We start from the raw sequence: 26240 nt of genomic DNA, 5'->3' as shown, positions 1-26240 counted from the left end.
ATGAGACAAATTTTTAGTGACAAAAAAATTGATGCGTCGCTGTTTCTACAAATGGAAAACTTAATGTATGCCCTTCTAAAAGAAGACGATGCCTATCTTGAATACGGCTATAAAGCATACTACGACGAAATTGAAAAGAAAGTTGTCATTAGTCACTTTTGGGATGATCGAAAAGAAGAAGATACAGTAATCGGATTAAAAAGCGAAGTGTTCTTAAAAGCACTTGGTAATAAACATTACTCGGACATGACTTTAATTCGTTCTTATGCGATTGAATTGCAAGAATCGCCCCTAAAAAAGTTTTTAACACAATTATTTGTTCTATTAGAAGATTTACGCGTTGAGGAAATCGTAAAGAACTTACGTCCTGGCACGAAACATGTTTTTAAACGCCGAAAAGAAATGTACCGCAATTATTTCGGCTCTCAAAATGAAATAAACCGCGTTCGTAATTATCACGGTGATCGTCTATTTTGCCTATGCTATCTTTCATTAACGAGCGATAAATATGAAATGTTTAATAATGAATATTTTGAGCAAATTGAAGCGATTTTACATGAAACATTCCAAGCACGTAATACAGAAGATATTATGTATATCGTTGAGAAAATTCGCTATCGCTTAGAGGCGCTTCTTGAAAGTGATATGCTTAACAACTATTTCGGACATGCTCCACTTTACTTATCTGTCATTGCAGACGAAAAGAACTGTCGCGTCGAAGATTTAGCAAATGATGATACGCAGCTCATAGATGACGATGAAAATAAAAACAAAATGGATGAAAGTTTCTCCACATGGCATCGTGAAAATAAAAATAACGAAAACGAAAACTTTTTACGCTTTGAATTAGAAAGCGGAACAAAAACAAACATGATGGGCGATACTGCTCGTGAATCAGAAGATGGCGACCAGGCACTTGGTTCTGTACAAGGTACTTCTCAAAAAAGTACACAATCCAACTTTGATGGCGCTGATACAGAAGAAGCAAGGGCTTCACACGCTTCTAGCCAGCACGACGGTGCATATGGTAAGTATAATGTAGGTGCTTCTCATACATTTAAAGAAGCTCGCAAAGCAAATATCGATGAGAAAAAAGATTACCAAGCTATCAAATCAGTCGTCAATAAAGATGTAAAAGAATTAAAGAAAATTATCGAAAAAACGATTGAAAATAAAACGAATGCGAATAGTGATAAATATTACGGAAGACTTCGTAAGAAATTCCTTCGTATTTATACCGAAAAACAACCGCGGATGTTTTATAAAAAAGGACAAGAGTCACAAGAACTCGATGTTGCATTCCAACTGTTAGTTGACTGTTCTGGTTCTATGTATAACAAAATGGAAGAGACGAAGAAGAGTGTTGTACTATTCCATGAAGCTTTAAAATCTTTAAAAATCCCGCACGCTATTAGCGGATTTTGGGAAGATGCCTCTAGCGCTAAACCTGAAGATAAGCCGAACGTTATCCATGAAGTTGTAAATTATAAAAACTCAACGTTACCAAACGTTGGTCCAGAAATTATGCAACTTCGTGAAGAAGAAGATAACCGCGACGGATATATTATTCGTATCGTTTCTGAAAAGCTTGCCAAAAGACCTGAGAAACACAAATTCTTACTAGTCTTCACAGACGGTGAGCCTTCTGCGCTAGACTATCAACAAGACGGAATTTTAGATACGCATGAAGCTGTTAAACTCGCGCGTAAAAGTGGTATGGAAGTAATCGGTATCTTCATCGAAGAAGGCGAAGCGAAAGAAGCAACTTATCAATTGATGAAAAACATTTATAACCATCACTTCTTAGTTGCAAATCACGCTGAAGATTTACGATTGAAGATTAAACCATTACTGAAAAAATTATTACTGAAGACGATTGAATAGAAAATAGGAGCCTTGTGGCTCCTGTTTTTTCGTTCAATTACTTTGTTTCTGGTTGAAACTTGTATGGAATGGCTACTTCTAACAAAGATTCAAATCCTCCGTCATAGTATGGGAAGCGCTCATTCGCAATTGTTCGATCCACCCACTCTATTGCAGAAATTTCACCTTCATCTTCCGCAATAAGTTCACCTTTTACTACATTCGCTCGGAATGTAAAAAATAGCGCATGATTCCCTGATTCTTCAAAGAATTTTTCATTGATCGCAACAAGTCCACCTAACGTAGCAGTTAAACCTGTCTCTTCTTTCACTTCTCTTATTAGTGCTTCCTCTAATATTTCACCTTTTTCTACAGCCCCGCCTGGCAATGACCAAACGTTTTGTTCTACATTATGTACCATTAATATTTTATCTGTTTCTTCGTCATGTATTAGTGCATATACGACATCAACTCTTTGCATGTTGCATTTCCCCTTCAATTAACTCATCCATTGTAAATAAGGAGTGCAACTGCAATCCATCTTCTAATAAGTTATCTCTTCCTTCTTTTGTTCGTTCAATCACACCTAGAACATGATTAACTTTCGCACCTAGTTCTCTTAAATCTTTCGTGCTTAATAATATTTGACCGCCTGTCGTAATGACATCTTCAACAACACAAACATTTTTCCCAGCAATATCAACACCCTCTGCCAACTTACATGTGCCGTACTTCTTCGCTTCTTTTCTTACAAGTACGACTGGTATACCTGTTTGTAAAGATAATGCCGTTGCTACTGGAATTCCTCCCATCTCTAAACCAGCGAGTGCTTCTGTATCAGGAGGAATGAGCTCTTTCAACTGTTTAGTAATTTCTAATAACAGTACTGGATTAGATTCAAATAAGTACTTATCAAAGTATTGATTTGATACTTGTCCTGATCGAAGTTTAAATGTTCCCGTTAAACGTGACGTATTGTAAATTTCCTTTGCTAACTCCCATTTCTCCATTCCTTGTCTCCCCTTTACACACAAATTAACTCATTCTATCACATTTGTAATTATTTGCATATTCCCAAAATACAAATAAAAAGAGTCGATTCCTAAGAATCGACCCTTCCTATTAATTCATCACTAACTCAGCTGCAAGCTTTTTTTTTAACTTAGCCAGCATGTCAGTTGTCATTTTATCTAAATCGTATTCTGCTTTGAAGCCCCACTCTTTCATTGCTGCTGTTGCGTCAATAGAGTTTGGCCAGCTATCAGCGATTGTTTGACGAGCTGGATCTACTGCATAATCCATTGTAAACGTCGGAATGTGTTTACGAATTGACGCTGCAATTTGCTCTGGCTCGAAGCTCATTGCTGTAATGTTAAATGCATTTCTATGCACTAGCTTACTTGGATCAGCTTCCATTAATGAAATGATCGCTTGTAAAGCATCAGGCATATACATCATGTCCATGTACGTTCCTTCAGCAATGTATGAGGTGTATACACCTTTTTTAATCGCCTCATAGTAAATTTCAACGGCATAATCAGTCGTTCCGCCTCCTGGAGGAGCTACATAAGAAATTAAACCTGGGAAACGGACACCGCGCGTATCTACACCAAACTTTTGATAATAATAATCACATAGTAATTCTCCTGCTACTTTGTTTACCCCATACATCGTAGTAGGACGCTGAATTGTATCTTGCGGTGTATTATCTTTTGGCGTCGATGGACCGAATGCACCGATAGAACTTGGCGTGAAGAACTTACAGTTTAATTCACGAGCTGCTTCTAGAGCATTTACAAGTCCACCCATATTTAAATTCCATGCAAATAACGGATTTTTTTCTGCTGTTGCTGAAAGTAAAGCTGCTAAATGAATAATTGTATCTACTTCATTACGCTTTGCGATATCATGTAGTTTTTGTCCATCTGTTACATCTAACGTTTCAAATGGACCAGACGTTACTACTTCACTGTCTGTTTCACGAATATCTGTTGCAATAACATTTGATGCGCCGTATACATCACGAAGTTTCATTACTAGTTCAGAACCAATTTGCCCTAAAGAACCGGTTACTAGAATTTTTTTCATTTTCCCCACTCCTCATTTGCAAGCTATTCAAAAGATGTCGTTACTTAAATGATGCCCATTTCTTTCCCTACTTTTTCATACTTACGAATTGCTTCATCTAACATTTCTTTCGTATGAGCTGCTGTAGGCATATTACGAACACGACCTGTTCCTTTTGCTACAGTTGGGAACACGATAGATTTTGCATATACGCCTTCTTCATTTAGACGTTTACTAAATTCTTGTGTTAATACTTCGTCACCAATAATACAAGGTGTAATTGGCGTTTCACTTTCTCCAATGTTAAAGCCAAGTTCTTTTAACCCTTGTTTTAAATAGCGACCGTTTTCCCATAGACGATCATGTAACTCTGTGCTTTCCATTAAGATTTCAATTGATCTCATGCAAGCTGCCGCATCAGCTGGTGTTAATGCTGTAGAGAATAAGAATGGACGTGAACGAACTTTTAACCAGTCAATTAAGTTTTGTTTCCCTGCTACATATCCACCAATTACCCCAATTGCTTTTGATAATGTACCAATTTGGAAATCAACTTTATCAGAAAGACCGAAGTGCTTTACAGTCCCTGCACCTTTTCCAAGTACACCTGAACCGTGTGCATCATCTACGTATGTCATTAAATCTAACTCTTCTGCAATCTCAACAATTTCTGGTAGTTTTGCAACATCTCCATCCATTGAGAAAACACCGTCTGTAATTATCATTAATTTATTGTAAAGACCTGATTCTTTCGCCGCGATTGCTTTTTGGCGTAAATCTTCCATATCAGAATGTTTATAAACAATAATTTTTGCTTTTGATAGACGACTACCGTCAATAATAGATGCATGATTTAATTCGTCTGAAAGAATCGCATCATTTTTATCCATAACAGCTGAAATCGCTGCCATATTACAGTTAAATCCTGATTGATAAGCAATTGCTGCTTCTGTATGTTTAAACTTTGCAATTGTTTCTTCTAACTTAATATGCAAATCTAAAGTACCGTTAATTGTACGAACAGCCCCTGCTCCAACGCCGTACTTATGAATAGCACCAATTGCTGCTTCTTGCAAACGGCTATCTGTTGCTAATCCAAGATAGTTGTTTGAAGATAAGTTAATATATTCTTTTCCGCCTATTGTAATGATCGGTCCATTCGAACTCTCAAGCGGATCAATTACGTTATAAAGCCCCTTTGATTTTAAATCCTCTAAATTTTCTTCTAAAAATTTCGCAAGTGTTTTACTAGACATTGTGAAGCCTCCCATCGTTCATGTAAGCGGATTATTATCTTAATAGTTCTAATAATCCCTCTACTAGCTTAACACGTTTTCAGAATTTATTATAGAAAAATAGCTTAAAGTAACCGCTTACAATTCTAGATTATATATGATTCATTACAATAAATCTATCATTTACTTTTCATATTTGATAGAATTAAAAAAATATTTAGGGAGGCTTCAAACGTGGCATTTACAGAATCTGATGTATACAATAACACAGCATTTTTCGAACAATATATGAAACGAAGATACCGAGAAAATAGCCCAAATGAATCCATTGAAAAACCAGTATTCTTTCCACTCATTGGTAATGTGAAAGGAAAACAAATTCTCGATTTAGGCTGTGGTGACGCTAAGTTTGGTGTGGAATTATTAGAAAAGGGTTGCTACTCTTACACCGGCATTGAAGGCTCCGAGCTTATGTATGAAAAAGCTAAAAAACAACTAGAAAATAAAAATGGATCTGTTCATTTTTTAAACCTCAAAGATTATACCTATCCCTCTTCCACTTTTGATTTAGTAACCTCTAGACTCGCCTTACATTATATTGAACATCTTGATACCATTTTTCAAAATGTGTTTCAAACTTTAAAAACAAATGGCACCTTTACCTTTAGCGTTCAACATCCCGTTATTACTTCTTCATTTGAAAGCTTACACACAAGTGGTAAAAGAACGAGTTGGCTCGTCGATGATTATTTTAAACTAGGCAAACGGGTTGAACCATGGATTGACCAAGAAGTTATTAAATATCATCGTACAACGGAAGAGTATTTTACATTATTACAGCAAGCTGGATTTACCATTACATCATTAAAAGAAGCTACACCAAATCCAACCTATTTTCAAAATGAAGAAGAGTATAAACGTCGCTTACGAATTCCTCTCTTCCTCTTATTTTCTTGTACCAAATAAAAAAACGATGAATCACTCATCGTTTTTTTATCTCATTGCCTGGGCAACTTCTTTAACTACACGTCTTCCTCTTCCGTGCGGGATACAAAGCGGTGTTCCAAACAACGGATCCGTACTAATTTGACACTCCATTCGGAATACATCACGTACTAGTTTCTCATCTACCACTTCTTCAGGTTTACCTTGTGCATATATTTGTTTATCTTGAATTGCTACGATGTTATCTGCATAGCGGCATGCTAAATTCAGATCATGTAATACCATAACAATTGTTCTTTGTTCTGTTTCATTTAATTCGAATAATAAATCTAGCACTTCAATTTGGTGAGTCATATCTAAGTATGTAGTTGGCTCATCCAGTAAAATGATATCTGTATCTTGTGCAAGTGTCATTGCGATCCAAGCACGTTGACGCTGCCCACCTGAAAGAGCATGCACATCACGCTCAGCAAATTCTGTCATACCTGTTGCTGCAAGTGCCTTCTGTACCATTTCCTCGTCTTTTTCTGACCATTGCTTCAGCCATGTTTGGTATGGATAACGCCCTTGCTTTACAAGTTGTAATACTGTAAGTCCTTCTGGTGCTTGTGGTCCTTGCGGTAAAATCGCCATTTGACGAGCAATTTGCTTCGTTTGCATACTTTGAATTGCTTGATTATCTAACAAAATATCACCATTTGTTGGCTTTAATAATCTGGCTAGTGAACGTAATAAAGTTGATTTCCCGCAACCGTTAGAACCGATAAAAATTGTAATTTCTCCTTTTGGAATTTCTAAGTTCAGCTCATCAATAATAATTGTTTCACCATAAGACAACGTCAAGCGTTTCGTCTCCAATGCTTTTTGCATATTCATCTCCCTTTATGAATTCCGACTTTTATAAAGTAAATAAATGAAATAAGGTGCACCAATTGCTGATGTAAATACCCCTGCTGGAATTTCAAGTGGTGTGAAAATTGTACGCCCTATTAAATCTGCAGCAAGTACTAGAATTGCACCGACAATAGCTGCAACTGGGAGTAATGCACCGTATAAAGAACCAACTAATCTTCGTGAAATATGAGGTGCCATTAAACCGACAAATCCAATCCCTCCGGCAAAAGCTACCGCACCACCAATTAAAGCTGTACTAAGTAATAACATAAATACACGCGACTTCGTTAAAGGAACCCCAAGTCCTACCGCTATATCATCCCCTAGCTCTTGTGCATTTAAATGCCTAGCTGCGATAAATGATATTACTGTTAAAATGAGAACCCAAGGCGCAAGTACCATAACATTTTGCCAAGAAGAGCCGTAAACGGTACCCGTAATCCATACATTCGCTTGGCTCGCTTGATAAATTGGTGCTAGCAACATAAATAATGTTGTCGCCGCCTTCGTTAATGCCCAAAATCCAACACCAATTAAAACGAGACTAATTGGTGATAATCCATCATTTTGCCATGCAAATAAGTATACAAAAACCGCTACAATCGTTGCTCCTGCAAAAGCTGCGAGCGGCATATAATGAATACTTACCGTTAGTGCATTATTTTTATCACTAAATAACGCTAAAAATAATACAACTGCGACACTTGCCCCGCCCGTAATCCCGATGATATCAGGAGAAGCAAGCGGATTTCGAACGAGCCCTTGTAAAATACAGCCCGCTACCGCAAGCGCAATTCCTACGAGGATAGCAATTAAAATACGTGGCATACGAAACTTATTTACAACCATATTTGACATTGCATCGCCATTTCCGGTAATTGCTTGCCATACGTCATAAGGAGCAATTTTCATGTCTCCCATACCTGCGCTCGCAAAGAATAATCCTATTAAAACAACTAGTAAACTTAACAAGACGAGACAAGCTCGTTTATACATTAAAAACGAGAGCTCGCCTTTTCCTATACGAAACGGAATATATTTCTTCATTTGCTAAGCCCTCTCTTACGTGCAATATAAATAAAGAACGGTGCTCCAATAAATGCTGTCATAACTCCTACTGGTACTTCTTGTGGCATAATGACATATCTTGCTGCTATATCAGCCAATATTAGTAGTATTGCCCCTAACAATCCGCTATAAGGTACTCTCCATCTGTGGTCAACTCCAACAAGAAATCTAGCAAAATGCGGAGTAATAATTCCAATAAATCCAATTGGACCAGCAACCGCAACTGAACCACCAGACAACAGTACAATAATAAGTAACACGAATGATTTCATTAAAATTGTTCGTTGTCCAAGTCCTTTCGCGACGTCTTCTCCCATCATCAATGTATTTACTTTCCCTGCCATCATAAGAGATGCAATCCATCCTATTAATAAATATGGGAATACAGATTGTAAAATTTCTAACTTTCTCCCTTGCACAGATCCAGCAAGCCAAAATAATACCTCTTCAAGTGCTTTTTCATTTAACACAAGTAATCCTTGTGTTAATGATGAAAATAACGCACTAATTGCGACCCCTGCTAACGTTAACTTAAGAGGAGTAGTCCCTTCTTTTCCTAAAGAACTAGAAGCAAATACAAGTACAGCTGCAACCGCAGCTCCTAAAAAGGCAATCCATGTGAAAGCTGATAATGATGTTACTGAAAAGATTACAATTGCTACAACTATGAAGAACGCAGCACCTGAATTTAATCCAATAAAATCTGGAGAAGCAAGTGGATTTTTAGTTAAAGTTTGCATAAGACAACCCGCGATGGCTAAACTAGCACCAACACTTGCTGCTATAAGTGCCCTTGGAAGGCGCACATTTTGAATAATAATATGTTCATTAGAACCATTAAAATGGAAAAAAGCATCTAGCGCTAATTTCCAGCTCGTATTTGTATATCCGAAAATAATACTTCCCCAAATACAAATAACGACTGCAATGATTCCAACAAATAATCCAATCCATTTTGCTTGATTTGTTTTTAATAACATGCAGCGTTTCCCCTTCAATGTATAATGATACGTTGTAAGTGTATTTCAACTTAATTCTTATTGTCAACGGAAATGAGAATTATTTTCAACCATATGTATTGACAATCAAAAGATAAAGGCTTAATATCATGCTTGCTATTGAAAAATATTCTCAACATGTAGGGGGTACATAATGAATTTCATGCGGAAAAAATCGTTTACAGTATTTGTATTTTTACTAGCATTTTCAATGCTTTTAAGCGCTTGTGGAAAAGCAAATAACAAAGAAGAATCTACAAAAGAAGATAATAAAAAAGAAGTGGTTACTGTAGAACATGCAATGGGTAAAACAGAAGTTCCTGCTAATCCAAAACGTGTAGTTATCTTAACAAATGAAGGAACTGAAGCTTTACTTGAATTAGGTGTGAAACCAGTTGGTGCTGTAAAGTCTTGGACTGGTGACCCATGGTATCCACATATTAAGGATAAAATGAAAGATGTAAAAGTTGTTGGTGATGAAGGACAAGTTAACGTTGAAACAATTGCTTCTTTAAAACCAGACTTAATTATCGGTAACAAAATGCGTCACGAAAAAGTGTACGAACAACTAAAAGCAATTGCACCTACTGTGTTCTCAGAAACATTACGTGGGGAATGGAAAGATAACTTCAAATTTTATGCAAAAGCATTAAATAAAGAAAAAGAAGGTCAAAAAGTTGTAGCTGATTACGAATCACGTATGAAAGATTTAAAAGGCAAACTTGGCGATAAAGTAAATCAAGAAATCTCTATGGTTCGTTTCATGCCTGGTGATGTTCGTATTTATCATGGCGATACATTCTCTGGTGTTATTTTAAAAGAACTTGGATTTAAACGTCCTGGAGATCAAAACAAAGATGATTTTGCAGAGCGTAACGTATCTAAAGAGCGTATTTCTGCTATGGATGGTGACGTATTATTCTACTTCACATTCGATAAAGGAAATGAGAAAAAAGGATCTGAACTAGAAAAAGAATATATAAACGATCCTCTATTTAAAAATTTAAATGCCGTAAAAAATGGTAAAGCATACAAAGTCGACGATGTTATTTGGAATACAGCTGGCGGTGTAATGGCTGCTAACCTATTACTAGATGACATCGAAAAGCGCTTTGTTAAATAATACATCTCTAGCCAGCACCCTCCTATGGTGCTGGCTATTTTCTATTTCACTGAAGTGTCACATTATTTCATTTTGTATTTTTATTCCCAATATGTTATATTATAAAAGTAAATAGAATATATTTTCTCTATATCAGAATAGATGTTTTAATCTAAATTTTCTGATTAATCACTATTTTATTTTATTTTAGAATTCAATTATTACATTTGAAAACGCTTATCATCTCGTTTTCAGGGCAAAATACAGTAACGGTTGAAGAAAAATAGAACTTTTTTAGAAATTTTCTTTCTATTTCCATATAATTCTATTGACTTCTAAATATTTTGTAAATTAAAATGATTACATAAATATCCGTTATACAGGATTAGGGGGAAACAAAAATGGATGCAGCTTTAAAATTAGACAAAGCTGGAGAGCAACAATCACAAAAAAAACATCCACCAGGGTTGTACTTGTTGTTCTTAACAGAAATGTGGGAAAGATTTAGTTATTATGGAATGCGTGGCCTTTTAGTTCTTTATTTAACAACTGCTGCTGTTAGTGGCGGGTTAGGATTTGATAAGGCAGTCGCAGTGCAATTATATGGTACTTTTACAGCGGCAGTATATTTCATGCCAATTATAGGCGGATGGCTAACGGATCATTATATCACAAGACGTCATGCCATTACTCTCGGCGGAATCATTATGGCAATCGGCAATTTTGTACTATTCTCAATGAATACAAAAACAGGACTATTCCTTGGATTAATACTATTAGTTATTGGTAATGGATTCTTCAAACCAAATATTTCTACACTGTTAGGTGAATTGTATGGCGAAAATGATTCACGTCGTGACAGTGCATTTACTATCTTCTATATGGGTATTAACGTAGGTGCTTTCTTTGCTCCACTTATTTGTGGATTTTTAGCAGAAGATTTCTTTAAAACAAGCGCTAATGGCGTTATTGTAATGGGATATAAATACGGATTCTTAGCAGCTTGTATCGGTATGATTATTGGACAAATTGTTTTCAACTTATTAGCTCCTCGTTACCTTGGTAAAGCAGGAACAACAGTTGTTGGTAAAAAATCAAAAGATCAACCTGTAATCGAAAAGAAACCTTTAACAAAACAAGAGAAAAACCGTACTTGGGCAATTGTAATTTTAACTTGTTTCGTAGTATTCTTCTGGGCAGGATTTGAACAAGCTGGTAGTTCTTTAACACTTTATACAAATAAATTTGTAGATCGTACAATTTTCGGTTGGGAAGTTCCAACATCTTGGTTCCAATCCGTTAATCCAGCATTCATCGTACTACTTGCACCATTTGTATCTATGCTATGGTTAAAACTTTCTAAAACAAAACGCGGTGATTTAAACGTGCCAACAAAAATGGCATTTGGTATGATTTTACTAGGTATAGGTTATCTTGTTTTAACATTAGCAGTTCTAAAAACTGGAAGTAGTGAAGCAGATATAACTGTAAAAGCGAATTTATTATTCATCGTTATCACTTATCTCTTCCATACAATTGGTGAGTTATTCTTATCACCAATCGGTCTATCAATGGTAAGTGCAATCGCTCCTGTAAAATTAGCATCATTACTAATGGGGGTATGGTTAGCTGGTACGGGTATGGCTAACTGGTTAGCAGGTAAACTTGCTTCCTTTACACAATCATTAGGATACCTTGAAGTATTTGCAAGTATCGGTATTATCGTTATCGTCTTAGGACTTGTACTCCTTCTCTTCTCTAAAAAAGTTGCGAGTATGATGGAATAACACACAAAAAGACGCTTCTAAAATTAGAAGCGTCTTTTTTATTATTTCTCCTCTAAAGCTGTCACGTCCACATGAACGCTCTCACCAGGATTAGATATATCATACACTTGAGCACTCCCCTTCTGCTCATCACAGCTCTCAATCCATACTGGTACGCCCTCATATGTAACGTCAATTCTACTTGAAGAAGATAAGATTTGTTTCACACGTTTCACATCCATACTAATATCCCTCCTTTTGCTTACTACACTCCTTTCTATTTTTTCTTTTCCTTTTAGAATATATTCCGTAAAGCAGCATGTTGATTGATAGTCATTTCTTCCTCACATGCTAATATTTACTCTCTCGCTACCTTTCTGACAAATAAAAAAAGACGTATATTCCACACGTCTTTTTCCATAATATTCAAATTTTAAGAAAATAATGTTTTTACTACCGCACTTACTTTATCATTATGGATTTGGTAATACACTTCTAAGCCTCGTCTTTCAAAGCGCACTACTTTATTTTGCTTTAACTTCGTTAAATGTTGTGAAACCGTTGATTGCGGAATTTCTAATACTTCCTGTAGTTGTGTTACATTACATGTTCCTCTTTGCATAAGTTCCATTACTAGACGTAGACGAAGTGGGTGAGCTAACGCTCTTAACATTTGTACATCTTCTTCTGAAATACGACATTCGAATTGATTTTGGCTCATAAAGTTCCCCTCATTTTCGTTTTTATTTGCGTTTTTATTTGCGTTTTTATGTTCTTTTTATTTATTTATATATCTGTTCTTATATTTCCTGTTACGACATAACTTTATCAACCTATAAAGCCGAAAAATTTTTCCATCTTCATCAGCAAAAATTCAGGAAAAAATCCTTGCTGATTTTGAATATTATACTATATGATATAACGAAAAAGCAAAATAATGGCCTACGAATACTTTGCTTGCAAACGTTGTTTTATCAGGCTTTTTGTTATATTTTCACCTCATTGAAATGCACAGTAACGGTATTGTAAAATATCGTCTATAATTGATAACCTTTCGTAATGTAGTTGAACTATACTTAACCTCTTTGTTACGCTAAAAGGAATTTTCAGTAAAAAGAGATGATATGGTATTAAAAATTTGTTTCTTATTTTTTATTCGTATTGCAAGCGGTTGGATTGTTGTGAAAGACTTCCTATTAAATCCACTCACCGTTCCTCCCTCACTAGATCAAACAGGACAGATAAGTGGCATATATCAAACTTTATACTCTATATAAAATACGGCATCTAATATACACCTATAGGAAACATGCCATCTGAATAAGCAAAATAATATGCAAATAATTTATACAGCACACTTAAATTCATTTAAGTGTGCTTTTTGTCTACTTTATGAACAAAGCTTTTCTTTTAACACTATTATGGAATAATTATACTTTTTTACGTTGACAATAGTGTTGAAGGAGAATATACTAAGCATGTAAGTTGATTGTGAATAGTTTCACAAATAATGTGAATTTCTTCACATATAATAGATAGGAGTTGTCATTATTATGAGTACTTGGACACAAATTTATGACCCATTAAACAATATTTGGTTATCTGCACTAATCGCAGCACTTCCAATCTTTTGTTTCATCATTTGTTTAATGGGATTCAAAATGAAAAGCTACATGGCTGGTCTTTATAGTGTGATTGTCGCTATTATCCTTGCAATATTTGTTTATAAAATGCCAGCAACAGTAGCTGTAGCATCTGCCGGATTCGGTGTTTTATCTGGATTTTATCCAATTTGTACTATCGTTATTGCCGCAATTTTCCTTTACAAATTAACTGTTAAAACAGAGCAATTCAATATTATTCGCGATAGTATTTCAAGCATTACAAATGATCAACGTTTACAAGTATTATTAATCGCTTATTCTTTCGGTGCTTTCTTAGAAGGCGCAGCTGGTCTAGGGGTTCCAGTTGCTATTACAGCTGCACTACTTGTCGGTATGGGCTTTAATCCATTAAAAGCAGCAGGTATTTGTTTAGTAGCTAATATTGCTGGTGGTGCTATGGGTGCTATGGGTATTCCAGTTACAGTACCAGCACAATTAACTGAACTTGACGCATTAACTATTGGTCGTCAAACTGTTCTTATTTTACCTTTCATTAGTATTATCTTACCTTTCTTACTTGTTTCAATGGTCGATGGAATTAAAGGTATTAAAGAAACTTGGCAAGGTATTCTTGTAAGTGGTGTTTCTTTCGCAATTACTCAGTTCCTTGTAACTTACTTCTTAGGTGCAGAACTTACTAACATTTTCGCAGCCGTTGTAAGTATGATTGCTCTTGCATTATTCTTACGTGTTTGGCAACCAAAATCTTCTACTAAAGAAGAAAAACAAGAAACTAAAGTATCACATACATTCAATCAAATTTTATATGCTTGGTCTCCATTCGTATTCTTAACTGCATTTGTAACAATCTTTAACTTAAAACCGATTAAAGCTTTATTTGCTCCAGATGGTGCTTTAGCAAACTTAGTATTTAACATTCAGTTCCCTGGTCTTCATAATGCTGTTATGAAAACTACACCAATTACAAAAGCTGATACACCTTTCGCAGCTGTTTTCAAATTTGATGTATTCTCTTCTACAACTACTGCGATTGTACTAGCAATTATCGTTTCACTTATCGTTTACCGCGTAAAAGGTAAAATGGTTAAAGAATTAATGATTGAAACAATGAAAGAATTAAAAGCTCCAGTATATACAATTTGTAGCGTTATCGCTTTAGCTTACGTAGAGAACTACTCTGGTATGTCATCTACACTTGGACTTGCATTCTCTTCTACTGGTAATGCATTCCCAGTTCTTTCTCCAATCTTAGGATGGATTGGCGTATTCATTACAGGTTCAGTAGTTTCAAGTGGTTCTTTATTCGCACCACTTCAAGCAGTAACAGCAGACCAGTTAAACATCGTTCCTTCTACACTCGTTGCCTTAAACGTAGTAGGTGGTACAATGGCAAAAATGGTTTCACCACAATCTGTAGCAGTTGCTTGTGCCGCAGTTGGACTAGTTGGTAAAGAATCTGCTCTATTTAAAACAGCAATGAAATACAGTTTAATCTTCTTAGCTGTTATTAGCTTACTTCAATTAAACGCTGTATTTAATATCTTTTAAAAATAAAACACCGATCCAAATGGATCGGTGTTTTTCACATTACATTTTTTTATTTTTTAATAAAGAAGCTCCAGCAATTTCAGGATGTGTCATTTCAAATGGATCTAAAATAATATCCAATTCCTCTTCTGTCAGTACACCATGCTCTAAACATAACTCCCTAACAGATTTTCCTGTTTCAATTGCTTCACGTGCAATGCGAGATGCTGCTTCATAACCAATATGAGGATTAACTGCTGTAATAATTCCAACACTTTTCTCAACATATTGCTTCAGCAATTCTTCATTTGCTGTAATTCCTTCAATACAATATTCACGGAATACACGGAATCCGTTATTCATAATACTGATAGATTGAATTAAATTAAATACAAGCACAGGCTCCATTACATTTAACTCTAATTGCCCTGCTTCTGATGCTAAGCAAATTGTATGATCGTTTCCGATTACTTGGAATGCGACTTGGTTAATTACTTCTGCCATAACTGGATTTACTTTACCTGGCATAATAGATGAACCTGGCTGACGTGCTGGCAATTGAATTTCAGCTAACCCAACACGTGGTCCAGAAGCCATAATACGAAGATCGTTTGCAATTTTAGACATATTCATCATACATACTTTAAGTGCTGCAGATACTTCTGTGTATGCATCTGTATTTTGCGTTGCATCAACTAAATGCTCTGCACCAACAAGTGGGAATCCACTAAACGTTCTTAAATGTTTTACTACTTGTTCAATATACGTAGGATTTGCATTTAATCCTGTACCAACAGCTGTCGCCCCCATATTCACTTCATATAAATGTTGACGAGACTGTTTAATTCTTTTTATATCACGTTCAAGCACTCGGCTATACGCTTCAAATTCTTGTCCAAGGCGAATTGGAACTGCATCTTGTAAATGTGTGCGTCCCATTTTAATAACGTGATCAAACTCTTTTGCTTTTTTACGAAAAGCAGAATGAAGTTCTTCCATTGTAATAAGAAGCTCTTCTAACATCATAAGAGTTGCAATATGAATCCCTGTTGGAAACGCATCGTTCGTTGATTGGGCCATGTTCACATGAGTATTTGGGCTAATTTTCGCATATTCCCCTTTTTCATATCCAATACGTTCTAACGCTCTATTCGCAATTACTTCATTTGTATTCATATTAATAGAAGTTCCGGCTCCGCCTTGAATAGGATCCACAATAAATTGATCATGAAACTTTCCATCAACAATTTCTTGCGCTGCTTCTGCAATTTCATGTCCAATGTCCTTAGCTAAATAACCAGTATCTATATTCGCAAGTGCCGCCGCTTTTTTCACAATTGCCATTGCTGTAATGAGTGATGGATGAATGCGGTATCCTGTAATTGGGAAGTTTTCTACGGCACGTAATGTTTGTACACCATAATAAGCTGCACCTGGTACTTCTTTTTCACCTAAAAAATCTTTTTCTATACGTATATCCTTCGTTGCTATCATTTTTATCACCTATACTTTTTCATTCTAAATCCTTATCCAAAAAATCCGCCCTCTAAAAACACGAGTATCATTCAGAAGAATTTTTCAGTATCCACCTTCACTATATAGCACCTTTTTTGAAAGCGCAAACATTTATTTTTCTGCATATCCTTTTTATTAAAGTTTATAGAAAATCATTCTTCTACTTTCCTTATTTCCACTCGTTTAATTTGATGCATATCCTTTTCAAGGACTTTAAAATAAAAACCGTGTTTCTCAATAAGATCTCCTTCAGCAACGATTTGTTTTTGTACCATAATCCAGCCACCAATTGTATCTACATCATCAGCAATTAAATGTATGCCAAGCAAATCATTTACTTCACTAATAAGCACTTTTCCCTCTACAATTTTATACCCTTCACTTACATGCTCTATAGGCGGGTGTTCATCTTCATCGTATTCATCTCGAATTTCTCCAACAATTTCTTCTAAAATATCCTCTAGTGTAACAATCCCTGCTGTACCACCATATTCATCATACAATACAGCTAATGGAATGTGTTTTCTTTGCATTTGTAATAGTAAATCATGAATTGGAATATTTTCTAGCACTTCAATAACTGGCCTTGTATATGGCATAATCGAGCACTCTTCGTCCCGATTACCATCCATATAACGAATAAATAAATCTTTTACATTAACCATCCCAATAATTTCATCTTTATCTTCACCAAATACAGGATATCTCGTGTACTTTTCTTGTGCGATTACTTTAATATGTGTTTCAAATGGTTCGTCCTCATATAAGCCTACAACTTCCGTACGAGGTACCATAATTTCTTTTGCTACTCTATTATCAAATTCAAAAATATTATTTACATATTTAAATTCCCTTTGGTTAATCTCTCCGCTCTCATAGCTCTCAGATAAGATTAACCTTAATTCTTCTTCTGAATGAGCTACTTCATGTTCAGAAGCTGGATGTAATCCGAATAAGCCAGTTACAACCCTCGCTGAACCATTCAAAGCCCAAATAAACGGATACATAACTCGGTAAAAATAAATAAGTGGTTTCGATAACAATAAGCTAACTTGTTCTGCTTTTTGTATAGCAAATGTCTTTGGAGCAAGCTCCCCAATGACAACATGTAAAAATGTAATTACTGCAAAGGCAATAATAAATGAAACTGTACTAGAAATCGCAGGTGAGAATTTTAATTTTAAAAACAACGGCTCGAGTAAATGTTTAATGGTTGGTTCCCCTAACCACCCGAGCCCTAAAGCAGTAATTGTAATACCTAGCTGACAGGCCGATAAATATTCATCTAAATTTGAAGTTACCTTTTTAGCTGCCAGTGCACCTCGTCTTTTTTCGCTAACGAGTTGATCAATACGACTGCTACGTACCTTAATAATTGCAAATTCAACAGCCACAAAAAATGCTGTTAACCCAATAAGAATGACTACCATCAATAATTTTAAAATATCCACATATGTCCTTTAGCTTTCTTAGCTAAAGTTACACCTCCTTTTAAAAAGAAGTTTCACTTTAGTTTCTTCAATTATTTGAAAGCAACTCTATATAAAATCAACCAATTTTCAAACCTCATACAATTCTAAAGGTAAACCATCGGGATCTTGGAAAAAGACGAATTTCTTCCCCGTTATTTCATCAATACGGATCGATTCTGTCTCAACACCACATTGATTTAAATGCTTCACAGCTTCTTCTATATTTGTAACAGCAAATGCTAAATGTCTAAGACCTGCTGCTTCTGGAAAACTTTTGCGCTCAGGCGGATTTGGAAATGAAAATAATTCGATTTGATACTCTTCTCCTACACATAAATCTAATTTATAAGAATCTCGTTCCTTTCTATATACTTCATTTATTTCTTTAAATCTCAATATTCTAGTATAAAAATTTTTTGACGTCTCATAATTCGAACAAATAATTGCAACGTGATGCACTCTACATATATTCATACTCTCTCTATTCCTTTCTTTACCAAAGATGCATATTCTCCCTTGAAATGAAAAACATATATAGCAGAATATCTCTTTTAGGGGGCTTACCATGAAATTCATTACTTTTTTCATCGGACTAATTGTTGTTTTCTTGCTCGCTTATATTGCTAGCAATAATAAGAAGCATATTAAATTTAAACCAATTTTTATCATGCTTATTATACAGTTAATTTTAACCTATTTACTATTAAATACAGAAATCGGCCTCATACTTATTAGAATCATTTCTAGTTTGTTTACCAAGCTACTCGAGTATGCTGCTGATGGAATAAATTTCGTATTTGGTGGTCTTGCAAATAAAGGTGAAATGCCATTTTTCCTTACTGTATTATTACCAATCGTCTTTATTTCTGTTTTAATTGGTATATTACAACATTTCAAAATACTACCGTTTTTCATTCATTGGATTGGGTACTTTCTTAGTAAAATAAATGGTCTTGGGAAATTAGAATCTTACAACGCTATCGCCTCTGCCATTGTCGGCCAATCAGAAGTTTTTATTACAGTGAAAAAGCAATTAGCTCAAATTCCAAAACACCGTCTTTATACACTTTGTGCCTCTGCTATGTCAACCGTATCTATGTCTATCGTAGGTGCCTATATGACAATGATTGAGCCTAAATATGTAGTAACCGCACTCGTTCTTAATTTATTTAGCGGTTTTATTATCGTACTCATCATTAACCCTTACGACGTTAAAGATGACGAAGATATTTTAGAGATCAAAGGTGAAAAACAAAGCTTTTTTGAAATGCTTGGAGAATACATTCTTGATGGTTTTCGTGTAGCCATTGTTGTCGGCGCTATGCTCATTGGATTCGTTGCATTAATTAGTTGTATTAATGACCTGTTCCTCATTATATTCGGTATTACGTTCCAACAATTAATCGGCTACGTATTTGCACCTATCGCATTCCTTATCGGTGTACCAAGTTCTGAAATTGTCGCAGCTGGCAGCATTATGGCAACGAAGCTTGTAACGAATGAATTTGTCGCAATGATGGATCTTAGTAAAATTTCTAATAACCTTTCTCCCCGTACAGTTGGTATTATTTCTGTTTTCCTCGTGTCTTTTGCCAATTTTTCTTCCATTGGTATTATTTCAGGTGCGGTAAAAGGACTAAACGAGGAACAAGGAAACGTTGTTGCAAGGTTTGGCCTTAAATTACTATATGGAGCTACTCTCGTTAGCATTTTATCTGCAATTATCGTAAGCATTATGTTGTAATTAGGTAAAATTTTATCATTTTCTTATCCCTATCTTTTGTACACAATAACGAATAGATGTCTTATAAAGTGAAACTTTACTCAGAGGGGGATAGCCCCCTCTGAGTATTAGCCTTCACCAATCGGGCTTTTACGGGCAGTTAACTCCCACCTAACTTCCTTGCATTCGCTGGACTTTGAGGTGGGAGTTTTACTGCCCGTTAATGCGGGATAAATAATCAAGACATCTATTTTTTATACATGTACAATCGCTTTTATTTAGCGTAAAATATTTTTTATGTGTTTGAATACACTTCTAAATGTATACACTTTGATAGTTTTAAAGGAGAAAAAATGATGAAATCCGACACGAACAACAATACGCGAGCCAAAAAAGGACGCTCAAAGAAAAAACGCTTACTTTGGTTCCTTCTTATTCCATTACTAATTGTAGCACTTGGAGCAGGAGGCTACTCCTTCCATATATACAGTAAAGCAAAGTCCGTCTTAAATAATGCTTATGCTGAACTAGGTCGAGGAGATAAGTCCAGTAAACGTGAAAAAGCTGTTAAACCTATGACCGACAACATTTCCGTACTAATTATGGGTGTTGATGAAAGTGATATTAGGGAAAAAGGTTACGGAAAAGCAACTCGAACAGATGCGTTATTACTTGCAACAATTAATAAAAACGATAAATCCGTTAAACTTGTAAGCATTCCACGTGACTCACGCGTCTACATTAAGTCACGTGATAAATACGATAAAATTACACATGCTCACGTATTCGGTGGTGTAGACAGCACAATTGATACGGTAGAGAACTTTTTAGATGTTCCAGTTGATTACTATGTAAAATTCAACTTTAAATCCTTTATCAAAATTGTTGATTCTCTTGGTGGTATTACTGTGGACGTTCCAGTTGAGTTCACAGAGCAAAATAGTAAAGATGAAGCAGATGCAATTCATCTTAAAAAAGGACGTCAACATTTAAATGGAGAAGAGGCATTGGCGCTAGCTAGAACTCGTCATATCGATAGTGATTATATGCGTGGCCAACGACAACAGCTTGTATTAGAGGCCATTGCTGAAAAGGCACTATCTCTTAATTCCATTAATAAAATCGGTGGCCTACTAGACGCTGTCGATAAAGATTTAAAAACCAATTTAACGTTTGATGATATGATGACAATTACAAAAAATTCAATGGATTCAAATTTAAAAATGGAAAAAATGCAAGTAGAAGGTACAGATAAATATATAGGTGGTATTTATTATTACGTTCCAAATGAAAAAAGCGTCGATACTATTTCAACTACCCTTCAAAAACATCTCGGTGTTACGAATAAAAATGAACATAAAAAATTATAATAAAAAGGCTGCTAGATCTTTCTAGACAGCCTTTTTATTTTATTTTTCAACATATTTTTCATACACATTGTGACAAGAAGTGACAATTATTACAGCGATGTAACATTTTTTATGAAAACATTACACACACAGTGAAAATAATAGTATACTAGTACGTACATAATGTTATTTTCATCATTTTTATACAAAAAATGTAATACATATATTTATACATAAATTTCTGGGGGGAAATAAATGAAGCTAAGTAAAATACTGATCGGTTCTGCAATTGCTGGGGGCATATTACTTTGTGTAGGCGGTGTTGGGGGATATCAATATGTATCCAAATTAAATAATCAATTAAATACTACTGCATTACCAAATACTACATTTGAAGGTATTTCTCTCGATGGAAAAAATAAGAACGATATTCAAGCAATTATTAATCAAAAGGTAACTGAATTAGATCAAAAATCCCTTACCTACATATTCCAAAACGATAAACAAACTTACACATGGAAAGATTTAGGGATAAATTATAAAGAGAAAGATATTATTGACAAAATCTTTAAAGAACAAGAAGGAAACGTAATGAATCGTTACAAAATGCGGAAGCAAGCTGAAAACGGTGAATTAAAACGTGACTATAAATTAACACCACAATTAAATGCAACAGCTTATGAAACCTTTATAAAAGATAAATATAATGAAACATTAAAAAATCCTGTTAATGCGGAATTAAGTATTGAAGGCCCAACAGTAAATATTAGTCAAAGTCAAAACGGAGAAAAAATTGATAAAGGGAAGCTAAACGGTTTAACAAACGAAGCGATTACTACTGGTAAATCAGATGTTACATTGCCAGTTACATTCATAAAACCCGAACGTTCTACAGAAGACATACAGAAAATGGGTATTAAAGAAGTCATCGCTGAATATTCTACTCCAATGGCTGGCCGTAACGGAAATCAATCATTTAACGTAAATAAGTCAGCTAATACTTTAAGTGGGGTTATTGTCGCACCTGATGAAACATTTAGTTTTAACGGCCGCGTTGGCGTAACTGATGCTGCACATGGTTACAAATCTGCAGCAGTATATTCACAAGGTAAAGTAATACAAAGTGCAGGCGGAGGAGTTTGCCAAGTCAGTAGTACATTATACAGCGCAGCTTTAAGGGCAGATTTAGGTATTGTTTCTCGAAGTAATCATTCTATGCCGGTAAATTATTTACCACTTGGGCAAGATGCAGCAGTAGCAGATTATGGTCCAGATTTAAAATTTAAAAATAATACGGGCAATCATATTTATATTCAAGCATTTTCAAATGGGGGTAGTATTACTACACGCATTTTCGGTACAAATACTGGTAAAAATGTTGAAGTCTCTTCTCAAGTAATTAGTAGAAGTAGTGATAAAATAACAGCAGTTACGTATAAAAAAGTAACACAAAACGGGGAAGTAATATCAAATGGACAAATTTCAAAAAGCGTATATAAAAGCGCTCCAAAAGAATAGATAATATCCACCGAATAGCATAAAGAAAAAGGCGTGATTATATCACGCCTTTTTCTTTTGCAGTAATAGTAAAAAAGTTTCAAGATGGTCTTTCGTTTCTTCTAAAGACCACATACGATTGCCTTGCTTCGCAGCTAATACACACGCCTCTTCCCACGCGTTCTTTTTCTTCATATTTATTAATTCATCACGTAATTTCAAAACAATTTCTTCGTCTTCTTGTTCAATAAACTCTTCCATCACGCTTACTATTTCATCCTCATGAATACTTAACGTACAGTACGATTTAAGAAAGTATTGTAATGTCGTATACATAATGTACTCCCCCTTCTTATTTATCAGATGGATAAGAAGTAATAATCTTAAACCCTAATTCTCCTGACTTATCTCTCGCTAAAACAGTAACAGTTTTTACCAACTTGTCTTTTACACTCATATTTTTCTTTATTACCGTTTTTCCAACCGGGAATGAATGTGTTGTATTTAATACGAGACGAGCCTCTTTAGAATTTTTTAACCAGTCTTGAATTTCCTTATCATGCTGCTTCAAACTATCTTTTACAGCTTTCGTTGCTGTTTCCTTGTCATAGTATGTACTTGCTGCTGATACTTTATCTGTCTTCAAGCGATTCTTCAAATCTTCTTCTGATTTGCCTACATGTCTTTCAATCGTATGACCATTTTTAGGTGGTCCTTCCATTTCATCTAAAATATTATCACTAATTTTTCCTACTGATGTCGATTGATTCCCTGTTTGTTTCTCTGTTTTTTGTTCTTTTCCTGCACATCCACTTAAGATCAGCATTAGTGCCAATAAACTACTCAAGAAAAGACTGCTTATTCGTTTCATCATATCACCTCTTCCATGATTATTATCGTAACTTCACTAAAAGTCAATTTCACAACGAAAAAACCTATCAGTTTTCATTTTTTTCATCTATTTTCCTACACACTTTCACCAACACCCTATTTTCCGCCCCTCTTAATATATACCCCCTAAATTTTATGATTATTTCCCAAATAAAAATACCGATAATAAAACCATATAACCCTTTTAAACAAAGGGTTATTAAACTTTTTTGAAAATAACTTAAAATACCCCTATTTTTATATACCTAATACCCATATAAGGTATATAAATACCTTCTTATCAACATTTCCTACATTATGTAAATTTACCCTTGCCTATACAATCGAAATGTGGTGTAATGCAAAAAAAGATAAAGGATTTTAAACAATGGCTGAAACGATTCAAAATTTCTTAACAGAATACTATTCAATCGCAATTCCACTTAGTATCTTAATTAACATCATCATTAGTCTTTTAGGTGTTATTCCTAGCATCTTTTTAACCGCCATTAATATACAGCTCTTCGGTGTAACAAATGGCACAATCATCTCGATCGCAGGTGAGGCCTTAGGGGCTATTATCTCGTTTTATATTTACCGCATGGGCCTTCAAAAGTTCACTCACGATAAAGTAAATAAGTACCCAAAGGTAGAGCGTCTTCTTTATATAGAAGGTAGAGAGGCCTTTCTACTCGTTCTATCGTTTCGATTGATACCTTTCATCCCATCAAGTATCGTGACTTTATTTGCAGCTCTAGGGAAAATGTCATTACTCTCCTTCAGTATTGCCAGTACAATAGGTAAAATACCGGCCTTATTGATTGAAGTATATTCGGCATACCAAGTCATGAACGGAACAAATGAAGCGAAGTGGATTGTGACAATCGCAGGTTGTATCGGATTATATTATTTGTGGAAAAAATGGAGAAAAAAATAAAGAAGGAGCATAGGCTCCTTCTTTATTTTTGAGGTATTTTATTAATAGCTATCCTTTAAATCCTTAGTTAATACCAACAGCACTAAATGATTGCTTAACCGCTGCTACTTCAGCAGAATTTGCACCATATAAGTCTGCAGCAGCTTGTACTGCACCAGCACGAGCTTGGCTAAATGTAGTAGATTGCGTGAAATACTGTGTATTTGCACGGTAGTAAATCGCACCTAATTTATCTTTACCGATACCAGTTACAGTTACACCAAAATGCGTACCGCCATTTACTAATAAATAAGCTTGTTTATTAATAATGCCGCTGTTTGTATGAACGCCACCGTTATCACTTGAACCTGTGTAACGCTTAGAATAATGGTCTGGATCACCATATTTCGCTGGATCACTCATAGAGCGAAGCGCATCTCCTGCTTTACCAGGCGTGTAAATATCTTCACCAATCTCCCAATCTGGGTTACGGTTATCATAGAATTCTACTAAAGTACCAAAGATATCAGAAATCGCTTCATTTAATGCGCCTGATTCATTTTGATAAATTAAATTCGAGCTATTTTCCGTAACAGCATGCGTTAATTCGTGACCAATTACATCAATACCACCAGATAATGAAGTGAATGTTACACCATCACCATCTCCGTATACCATTTGTGAGCCATTCCAGAATGCATTATTATACTTACTTCCGTAATGAACTGTTGATTTTAATGGTGCTCCTGCATCATTAATAGAGTTTCTGTTAAATGTAGCTTTATAATAATCATATGTTCTACCTGCATAGTAATGAGCATCTACTGCCGCTGCATCATACGCTGCATTGAAAACATTATCCGCATCTGCCCATAATGTTCCTGGTAATGTTGAGCGGTTTTTCGCATCATATGTGAAAATCGTTGCCCCGCGCGTATTATCTTGTAAGTAGTAAGATGAACCAGATAATGTTGTATTAAGTGATTTCGTATCTCCTAATACACCTTTACCAGTTCCTACTTTATTTGTTCCTGTTACAGGTTTTACTACTGCTTTCGCATCCTGTTTAGGAGCCTCTTGCTTAACTGGTGACTTATCATCATTTGTCACATGATCAATTGTATTAAACTTATTTAATACTTTACCGCTGTCTGCTTCAATGAAATAGTAGTAGTTTCCTGGACTTGGATCTAAGAAGTTTAGATTTACAACGTATGCATATGTTGTTTCTTCACCATTTTGATATACATATAAGTCCGCTTTTGGTTCTACCTCATATTTCGGTGTCACACCTAAATCTTGCTGCGCGATTTCAATCGCTTTTGCGCCTTCAATCTTATTTTTATTTTTCAACTTTTCCTTTTTGTCTAAATCAGGTGCAACTGTTCCAGACAAAACTTTTAAAGAACCGTCTTTACTTACGTGAGCTACTTGAGTAGAACCCCATACAGGTACTCCTTCGTAAACTTGTTGCATACGTACTACTGTTGAATCAGTTACAGCATCTTTCTTCACTTGTTTCACTTTGAAAGAATCTTGTGCACTCTTTTCCCCTAGCTTGTAATCACCTTTTGCTGCGTTTAAGTAATCAAACACAACAGATTCTGCTTTCTTACCAGTTGCTTCAGTTAGATCACCAGAAATAAACTCAGGTGACTGCACCGTCTCATTGTACTTCTTCGTAGAGAGCACATTTTTAGAATCCGCAAACGCAGAGCCTGTCCCTCCAAAAGTTGTAACTGCCATTCCTGTCGCTAACACTAATGCTAAACTCTTCTTTTTCATATAACCTTCCCCCTAATAAAAAA

At 35.3% G+C, this 26240-nt stretch carries 24 protein-coding genes; 9 read left to right on the top strand and 15 right to left on the bottom strand.

What is annotated here, in order from left to right:
* On the top strand, positions 1-1884 hold the full coding sequence (locus MR170_RS08740) for a vWA domain-containing protein (protein ID WP_043936512.1): 1884 nt from the start codon (positions 1-3) through the stop codon (positions 1882-1884).
* Between the two features lie 37 nt (positions 1885-1921).
* On the opposite strand, the gene MR170_RS08735 is transcribed toward MR170_RS08740, so the two are convergent.
* The 4 genes from MR170_RS08735 to MR170_RS08720 all read right to left on the bottom strand — a co-directional run bounded on the left by MR170_RS08735 (position 1922) and on the right by MR170_RS08720 (position 5186).
* The gene (locus tag MR170_RS08735; protein WP_043936513.1) at positions 1922-2344 is read right to left on the bottom strand and encodes an NUDIX hydrolase; all 423 of its coding nucleotides are present in this window, start codon (positions 2342-2344) and stop codon (positions 1922-1924) included.
* Positions 2331-2873, bottom strand: coding sequence for an orotate phosphoribosyltransferase (gene pyrE, locus MR170_RS08730; protein WP_043936514.1), 543 nt, complete (start codon positions 2871-2873; stop codon positions 2331-2333). The genes MR170_RS08735 and pyrE overlap by 14 nt, the downstream gene beginning before the upstream one ends.
* Positions 2874-2985: 112 nt before the next feature.
* Complete coding sequence (locus tag MR170_RS08725; RefSeq protein WP_029441548.1) at positions 2986-3951, bottom strand: L-threonine 3-dehydrogenase; 966 nt, start codon at positions 3949-3951, stop codon at positions 2986-2988.
* A 44-nt stretch (positions 3952-3995) separates the two neighbouring features.
* Entirely contained in the window at positions 3996-5186 is a 1191-nt protein-coding gene (locus tag MR170_RS08720; protein ID WP_043936515.1) for a glycine C-acetyltransferase, read from the bottom strand.
* Between the two features lie 213 nt (positions 5187-5399).
* On the opposite strand from MR170_RS08720, the gene MR170_RS08715 reads away from it, so the two are divergent.
* A complete protein-coding gene (locus MR170_RS08715; protein ID WP_043936516.1) occupies positions 5400-6131 on the top strand; it encodes a class I SAM-dependent DNA methyltransferase in 732 nt (243 codons plus the stop codon).
* Positions 6132-6158: 27 nt separating this feature from the next.
* Here the strand turns inward: MR170_RS08715 and MR170_RS08710 are convergent, their stop codons facing one another.
* The 3 genes from MR170_RS08710 to MR170_RS08700 are packed head-to-tail and all read right to left on the bottom strand — an operon-like array spanning position 6159 to position 9052.
* Complete coding sequence (locus tag MR170_RS08710; RefSeq protein WP_001167953.1) at positions 6159-6980, bottom strand: ABC transporter ATP-binding protein; 822 nt, start codon at positions 6978-6980, stop codon at positions 6159-6161.
* Positions 6981-6992: 12 nt separating this feature from the next.
* The gene (locus tag MR170_RS08705; protein WP_000760059.1) at positions 6993-8051 is read right to left on the bottom strand and encodes a FecCD family ABC transporter permease; all 1059 of its coding nucleotides are present in this window, start codon (positions 8049-8051) and stop codon (positions 6993-6995) included.
* Positions 8048-9052: a FecCD family ABC transporter permease gene (locus tag MR170_RS08700; protein WP_000925211.1), complete on the bottom strand. Its 1005-nt coding sequence runs from the start codon at positions 9050-9052 to the stop codon at positions 8048-8050. Before MR170_RS08700 ends, MR170_RS08705 begins: the two co-directional genes overlap by 4 nt.
* A 172-nt stretch (positions 9053-9224) precedes the next feature.
* On the opposite strand from MR170_RS08700, the gene MR170_RS08695 reads away from it, so the two are divergent.
* Positions 9225-10193, top strand: coding sequence for an ABC transporter substrate-binding protein (locus MR170_RS08695; protein WP_043936518.1), 969 nt, complete (start codon positions 9225-9227; stop codon positions 10191-10193).
* Positions 10194-10573: 380 nt separating this feature from the next.
* Entirely contained in the window at positions 10574-11959 is a 1386-nt protein-coding gene (locus MR170_RS08690; protein ID WP_043936519.1) for a peptide MFS transporter, read from the top strand.
* 41 nt (positions 11960-12000) lie between these two features.
* Here the strand turns inward: MR170_RS08690 and MR170_RS08685 are convergent, their stop codons facing one another.
* Both MR170_RS08685 and MR170_RS08680 read right to left on the bottom strand, forming a co-directional pair.
* Positions 12001-12180, bottom strand: a complete 180-nt coding sequence (locus tag MR170_RS08685; RefSeq protein WP_043936520.1) for an acid-soluble spore protein H — start codon at positions 12178-12180, stop codon at positions 12001-12003.
* A 191-nt stretch (positions 12181-12371) separates the two neighbouring features.
* On the bottom strand, positions 12372-12659 hold the full coding sequence (locus MR170_RS08680; protein WP_000081428.1) for an ArsR/SmtB family transcription factor: 288 nt from the start codon (positions 12657-12659) through the stop codon (positions 12372-12374).
* An 832-nt stretch (positions 12660-13491) separates the two neighbouring features.
* Between MR170_RS08680 and MR170_RS08675 the strand changes: the two genes are divergently transcribed.
* Entirely contained in the window at positions 13492-15111 is a 1620-nt protein-coding gene (locus MR170_RS08675) for an L-lactate permease (RefSeq protein ID WP_016083562.1), read from the top strand.
* Between the two features lie 39 nt (positions 15112-15150).
* Here MR170_RS08675 and aspA read toward each other — a convergent pair whose 3' ends face one another.
* The 3 genes from aspA to gloA2 all read right to left on the bottom strand — a co-directional run bounded on the left by aspA (position 15151) and on the right by gloA2 (position 18551).
* Positions 15151-16584: an aspartate ammonia-lyase gene (aspA, locus tag MR170_RS08670; RefSeq protein ID WP_043935524.1), complete on the bottom strand. Its 1434-nt coding sequence runs from the start codon at positions 16582-16584 to the stop codon at positions 15151-15153.
* A 173-nt stretch (positions 16585-16757) separates the two neighbouring features.
* Entirely contained in the window at positions 16758-18056 is a 1299-nt protein-coding gene (locus MR170_RS08665) for a hemolysin family protein (RefSeq protein WP_043935525.1), read from the bottom strand.
* A 108-nt stretch (positions 18057-18164) separates the two neighbouring features.
* Positions 18165-18551: an SMU1112c/YaeR family gloxylase I-like metalloprotein gene (gloA2, locus tag MR170_RS08660; RefSeq protein ID WP_043935526.1), complete on the bottom strand. Its 387-nt coding sequence runs from the start codon at positions 18549-18551 to the stop codon at positions 18165-18167.
* Positions 18552-18642: 91 nt separating this feature from the next.
* On the opposite strand from gloA2, the gene MR170_RS08655 reads away from it, so the two are divergent.
* The 3 genes from MR170_RS08655 (at position 18643) to MR170_RS08645 (ending at position 22667) form a co-directional block, all read left to right on the top strand.
* Positions 18643-19821 (top strand): NupC/NupG family nucleoside CNT transporter, encoded by a 1179-nt coding sequence (locus MR170_RS08655; protein WP_016083566.1) that lies wholly within the window; start codon positions 18643-18645, stop codon positions 19819-19821.
* Between the two features lie 332 nt (positions 19822-20153).
* Positions 20154-21170 (top strand): LCP family protein, encoded by a 1017-nt coding sequence (locus tag MR170_RS08650; protein WP_002163841.1) that lies wholly within the window; start codon positions 20154-20156, stop codon positions 21168-21170.
* Between the two features lie 234 nt (positions 21171-21404).
* Complete coding sequence (locus tag MR170_RS08645; protein WP_043935527.1) at positions 21405-22667, top strand: VanW family protein; 1263 nt, start codon at positions 21405-21407, stop codon at positions 22665-22667.
* Positions 22668-22709: 42 nt separating this feature from the next.
* Here MR170_RS08645 and MR170_RS08640 read toward each other — a convergent pair whose 3' ends face one another.
* Together MR170_RS08640 and MR170_RS08635 are read right to left on the bottom strand one after the other, a co-directional pair.
* Positions 22710-22982 carry a hypothetical protein gene (locus MR170_RS08640; protein ID WP_000288803.1) on the bottom strand — a complete coding sequence of 91 codons (273 nt, stop codon included), beginning with the start codon at positions 22980-22982 and terminating at the stop codon, positions 22710-22712.
* A 16-nt stretch (positions 22983-22998) separates the two neighbouring features.
* Positions 22999-23517 carry an RNase A-like domain-containing lipoprotein gene (locus MR170_RS08635; protein WP_242307951.1) on the bottom strand — a complete coding sequence of 173 codons (519 nt, stop codon included), beginning with the start codon at positions 23515-23517 and terminating at the stop codon, positions 22999-23001.
* A 387-nt stretch (positions 23518-23904) separates the two neighbouring features.
* On the opposite strand from MR170_RS08635, the gene MR170_RS08630 reads away from it, so the two are divergent.
* Positions 23905-24453 carry a TVP38/TMEM64 family protein gene (locus tag MR170_RS08630; protein WP_242307949.1) on the top strand — a complete coding sequence of 183 codons (549 nt, stop codon included), beginning with the start codon at positions 23905-23907 and terminating at the stop codon, positions 24451-24453.
* A 63-nt stretch (positions 24454-24516) separates the two neighbouring features.
* On the opposite strand, the gene MR170_RS08625 is transcribed toward MR170_RS08630, so the two are convergent.
* A complete protein-coding gene (locus tag MR170_RS08625; RefSeq protein ID WP_242307947.1) occupies positions 24517-26217 on the bottom strand; it encodes a M4 family metallopeptidase in 1701 nt (566 codons plus the stop codon).
* Positions 26218-26240 lie beyond the last annotated feature (23 nt).

The sequence above is a fragment of the Bacillus cereus group sp. BfR-BA-01524 genome (assembly GCF_022662595.1).
Taxonomy (GTDB): domain Bacteria; phylum Bacillota; class Bacilli; order Bacillales; family Bacillaceae_G; genus Bacillus_A; species Bacillus_A thuringiensis_S.
The sequence above is the reverse complement of the archived record's forward strand: the minus strand, read 5'-3'. Positions and strand labels throughout refer to the sequence as shown.

Excerpts from the sequence above, each read along its gene's own strand:
- MR170_RS08740 (WP_043936512.1), top strand. The coding sequence starts at position 1 with ATGAGACAAATTTTTAGTGACAAAAAAATTGATGCGTCGCTGTTTCTA.
- MR170_RS08735 (WP_043936513.1), bottom strand. The coding sequence starts at position 2,344 with ATGCAAAGAGTTGATGTCGTATATGCACTAATACATGACGAAGAAACA.
- pyrE (WP_043936514.1), bottom strand. The coding sequence starts at position 2,873 with ATGGAGAAATGGGAGTTAGCAAAGGAAATTTACAATACGTCACGTTTA.
- MR170_RS08725 (WP_029441548.1), bottom strand. The coding sequence starts at position 3,951 with ATGAAAAAAATTCTAGTAACCGGTTCTTTAGGGCAAATTGGTTCTGAA.
- MR170_RS08720 (WP_043936515.1), bottom strand. The coding sequence starts at position 5,186 with ATGTCTAGTAAAACACTTGCGAAATTTTTAGAAGAAAATTTAGAGGAT.
- MR170_RS08710 (WP_001167953.1), bottom strand. The coding sequence starts at position 6,980 with ATGCAAAAAGCATTGGAGACGAAACGCTTGACGTTGTCTTATGGTGAA.
- MR170_RS08705 (WP_000760059.1), bottom strand. The coding sequence starts at position 8,051 with ATGAAGAAATATATTCCGTTTCGTATAGGAAAAGGCGAGCTCTCGTTT.
- MR170_RS08700 (WP_000925211.1), bottom strand. The coding sequence starts at position 9,052 with ATGTTATTAAAAACAAATCAAGCAAAATGGATTGGATTATTTGTTGGA.
- MR170_RS08695 (WP_043936518.1), top strand. The coding sequence starts at position 9,225 with ATGAATTTCATGCGGAAAAAATCGTTTACAGTATTTGTATTTTTACTA.
- MR170_RS08690 (WP_043936519.1), top strand. The coding sequence starts at position 10,574 with ATGGATGCAGCTTTAAAATTAGACAAAGCTGGAGAGCAACAATCACAA.
- MR170_RS08685 (WP_043936520.1), bottom strand. The coding sequence starts at position 12,180 with ATGGATGTGAAACGTGTGAAACAAATCTTATCTTCTTCAAGTAGAATT.
- MR170_RS08680 (WP_000081428.1), bottom strand. The coding sequence starts at position 12,659 with ATGAGCCAAAATCAATTCGAATGTCGTATTTCAGAAGAAGATGTACAA.
- MR170_RS08675 (WP_016083562.1), top strand. The coding sequence starts at position 13,492 with ATGAGTACTTGGACACAAATTTATGACCCATTAAACAATATTTGGTTA.
- aspA (WP_043935524.1), bottom strand. The coding sequence starts at position 16,584 with ATGATAGCAACGAAGGATATACGTATAGAAAAAGATTTTTTAGGTGAA.
- gloA2 (WP_043935526.1), bottom strand. The coding sequence starts at position 18,551 with ATGAATATATGTAGAGTGCATCACGTTGCAATTATTTGTTCGAATTAT.
- MR170_RS08655 (WP_016083566.1), top strand. The coding sequence starts at position 18,643 with ATGAAATTCATTACTTTTTTCATCGGACTAATTGTTGTTTTCTTGCTC.
- MR170_RS08650 (WP_002163841.1), top strand. The coding sequence starts at position 20,154 with ATGATGAAATCCGACACGAACAACAATACGCGAGCCAAAAAAGGACGC.
- MR170_RS08645 (WP_043935527.1), top strand. The coding sequence starts at position 21,405 with ATGAAGCTAAGTAAAATACTGATCGGTTCTGCAATTGCTGGGGGCATA.
- MR170_RS08640 (WP_000288803.1), bottom strand. The coding sequence starts at position 22,982 with ATGTATACGACATTACAATACTTTCTTAAATCGTACTGTACGTTAAGT.
- MR170_RS08635 (WP_242307951.1), bottom strand. The coding sequence starts at position 23,517 with ATGAAACGAATAAGCAGTCTTTTCTTGAGTAGTTTATTGGCACTAATG.
- MR170_RS08630 (WP_242307949.1), top strand. The coding sequence starts at position 23,905 with ATGGCTGAAACGATTCAAAATTTCTTAACAGAATACTATTCAATCGCA.
- MR170_RS08625 (WP_242307947.1), bottom strand. The coding sequence starts at position 26,217 with ATGAAAAAGAAGAGTTTAGCATTAGTGTTAGCGACAGGAATGGCAGTT.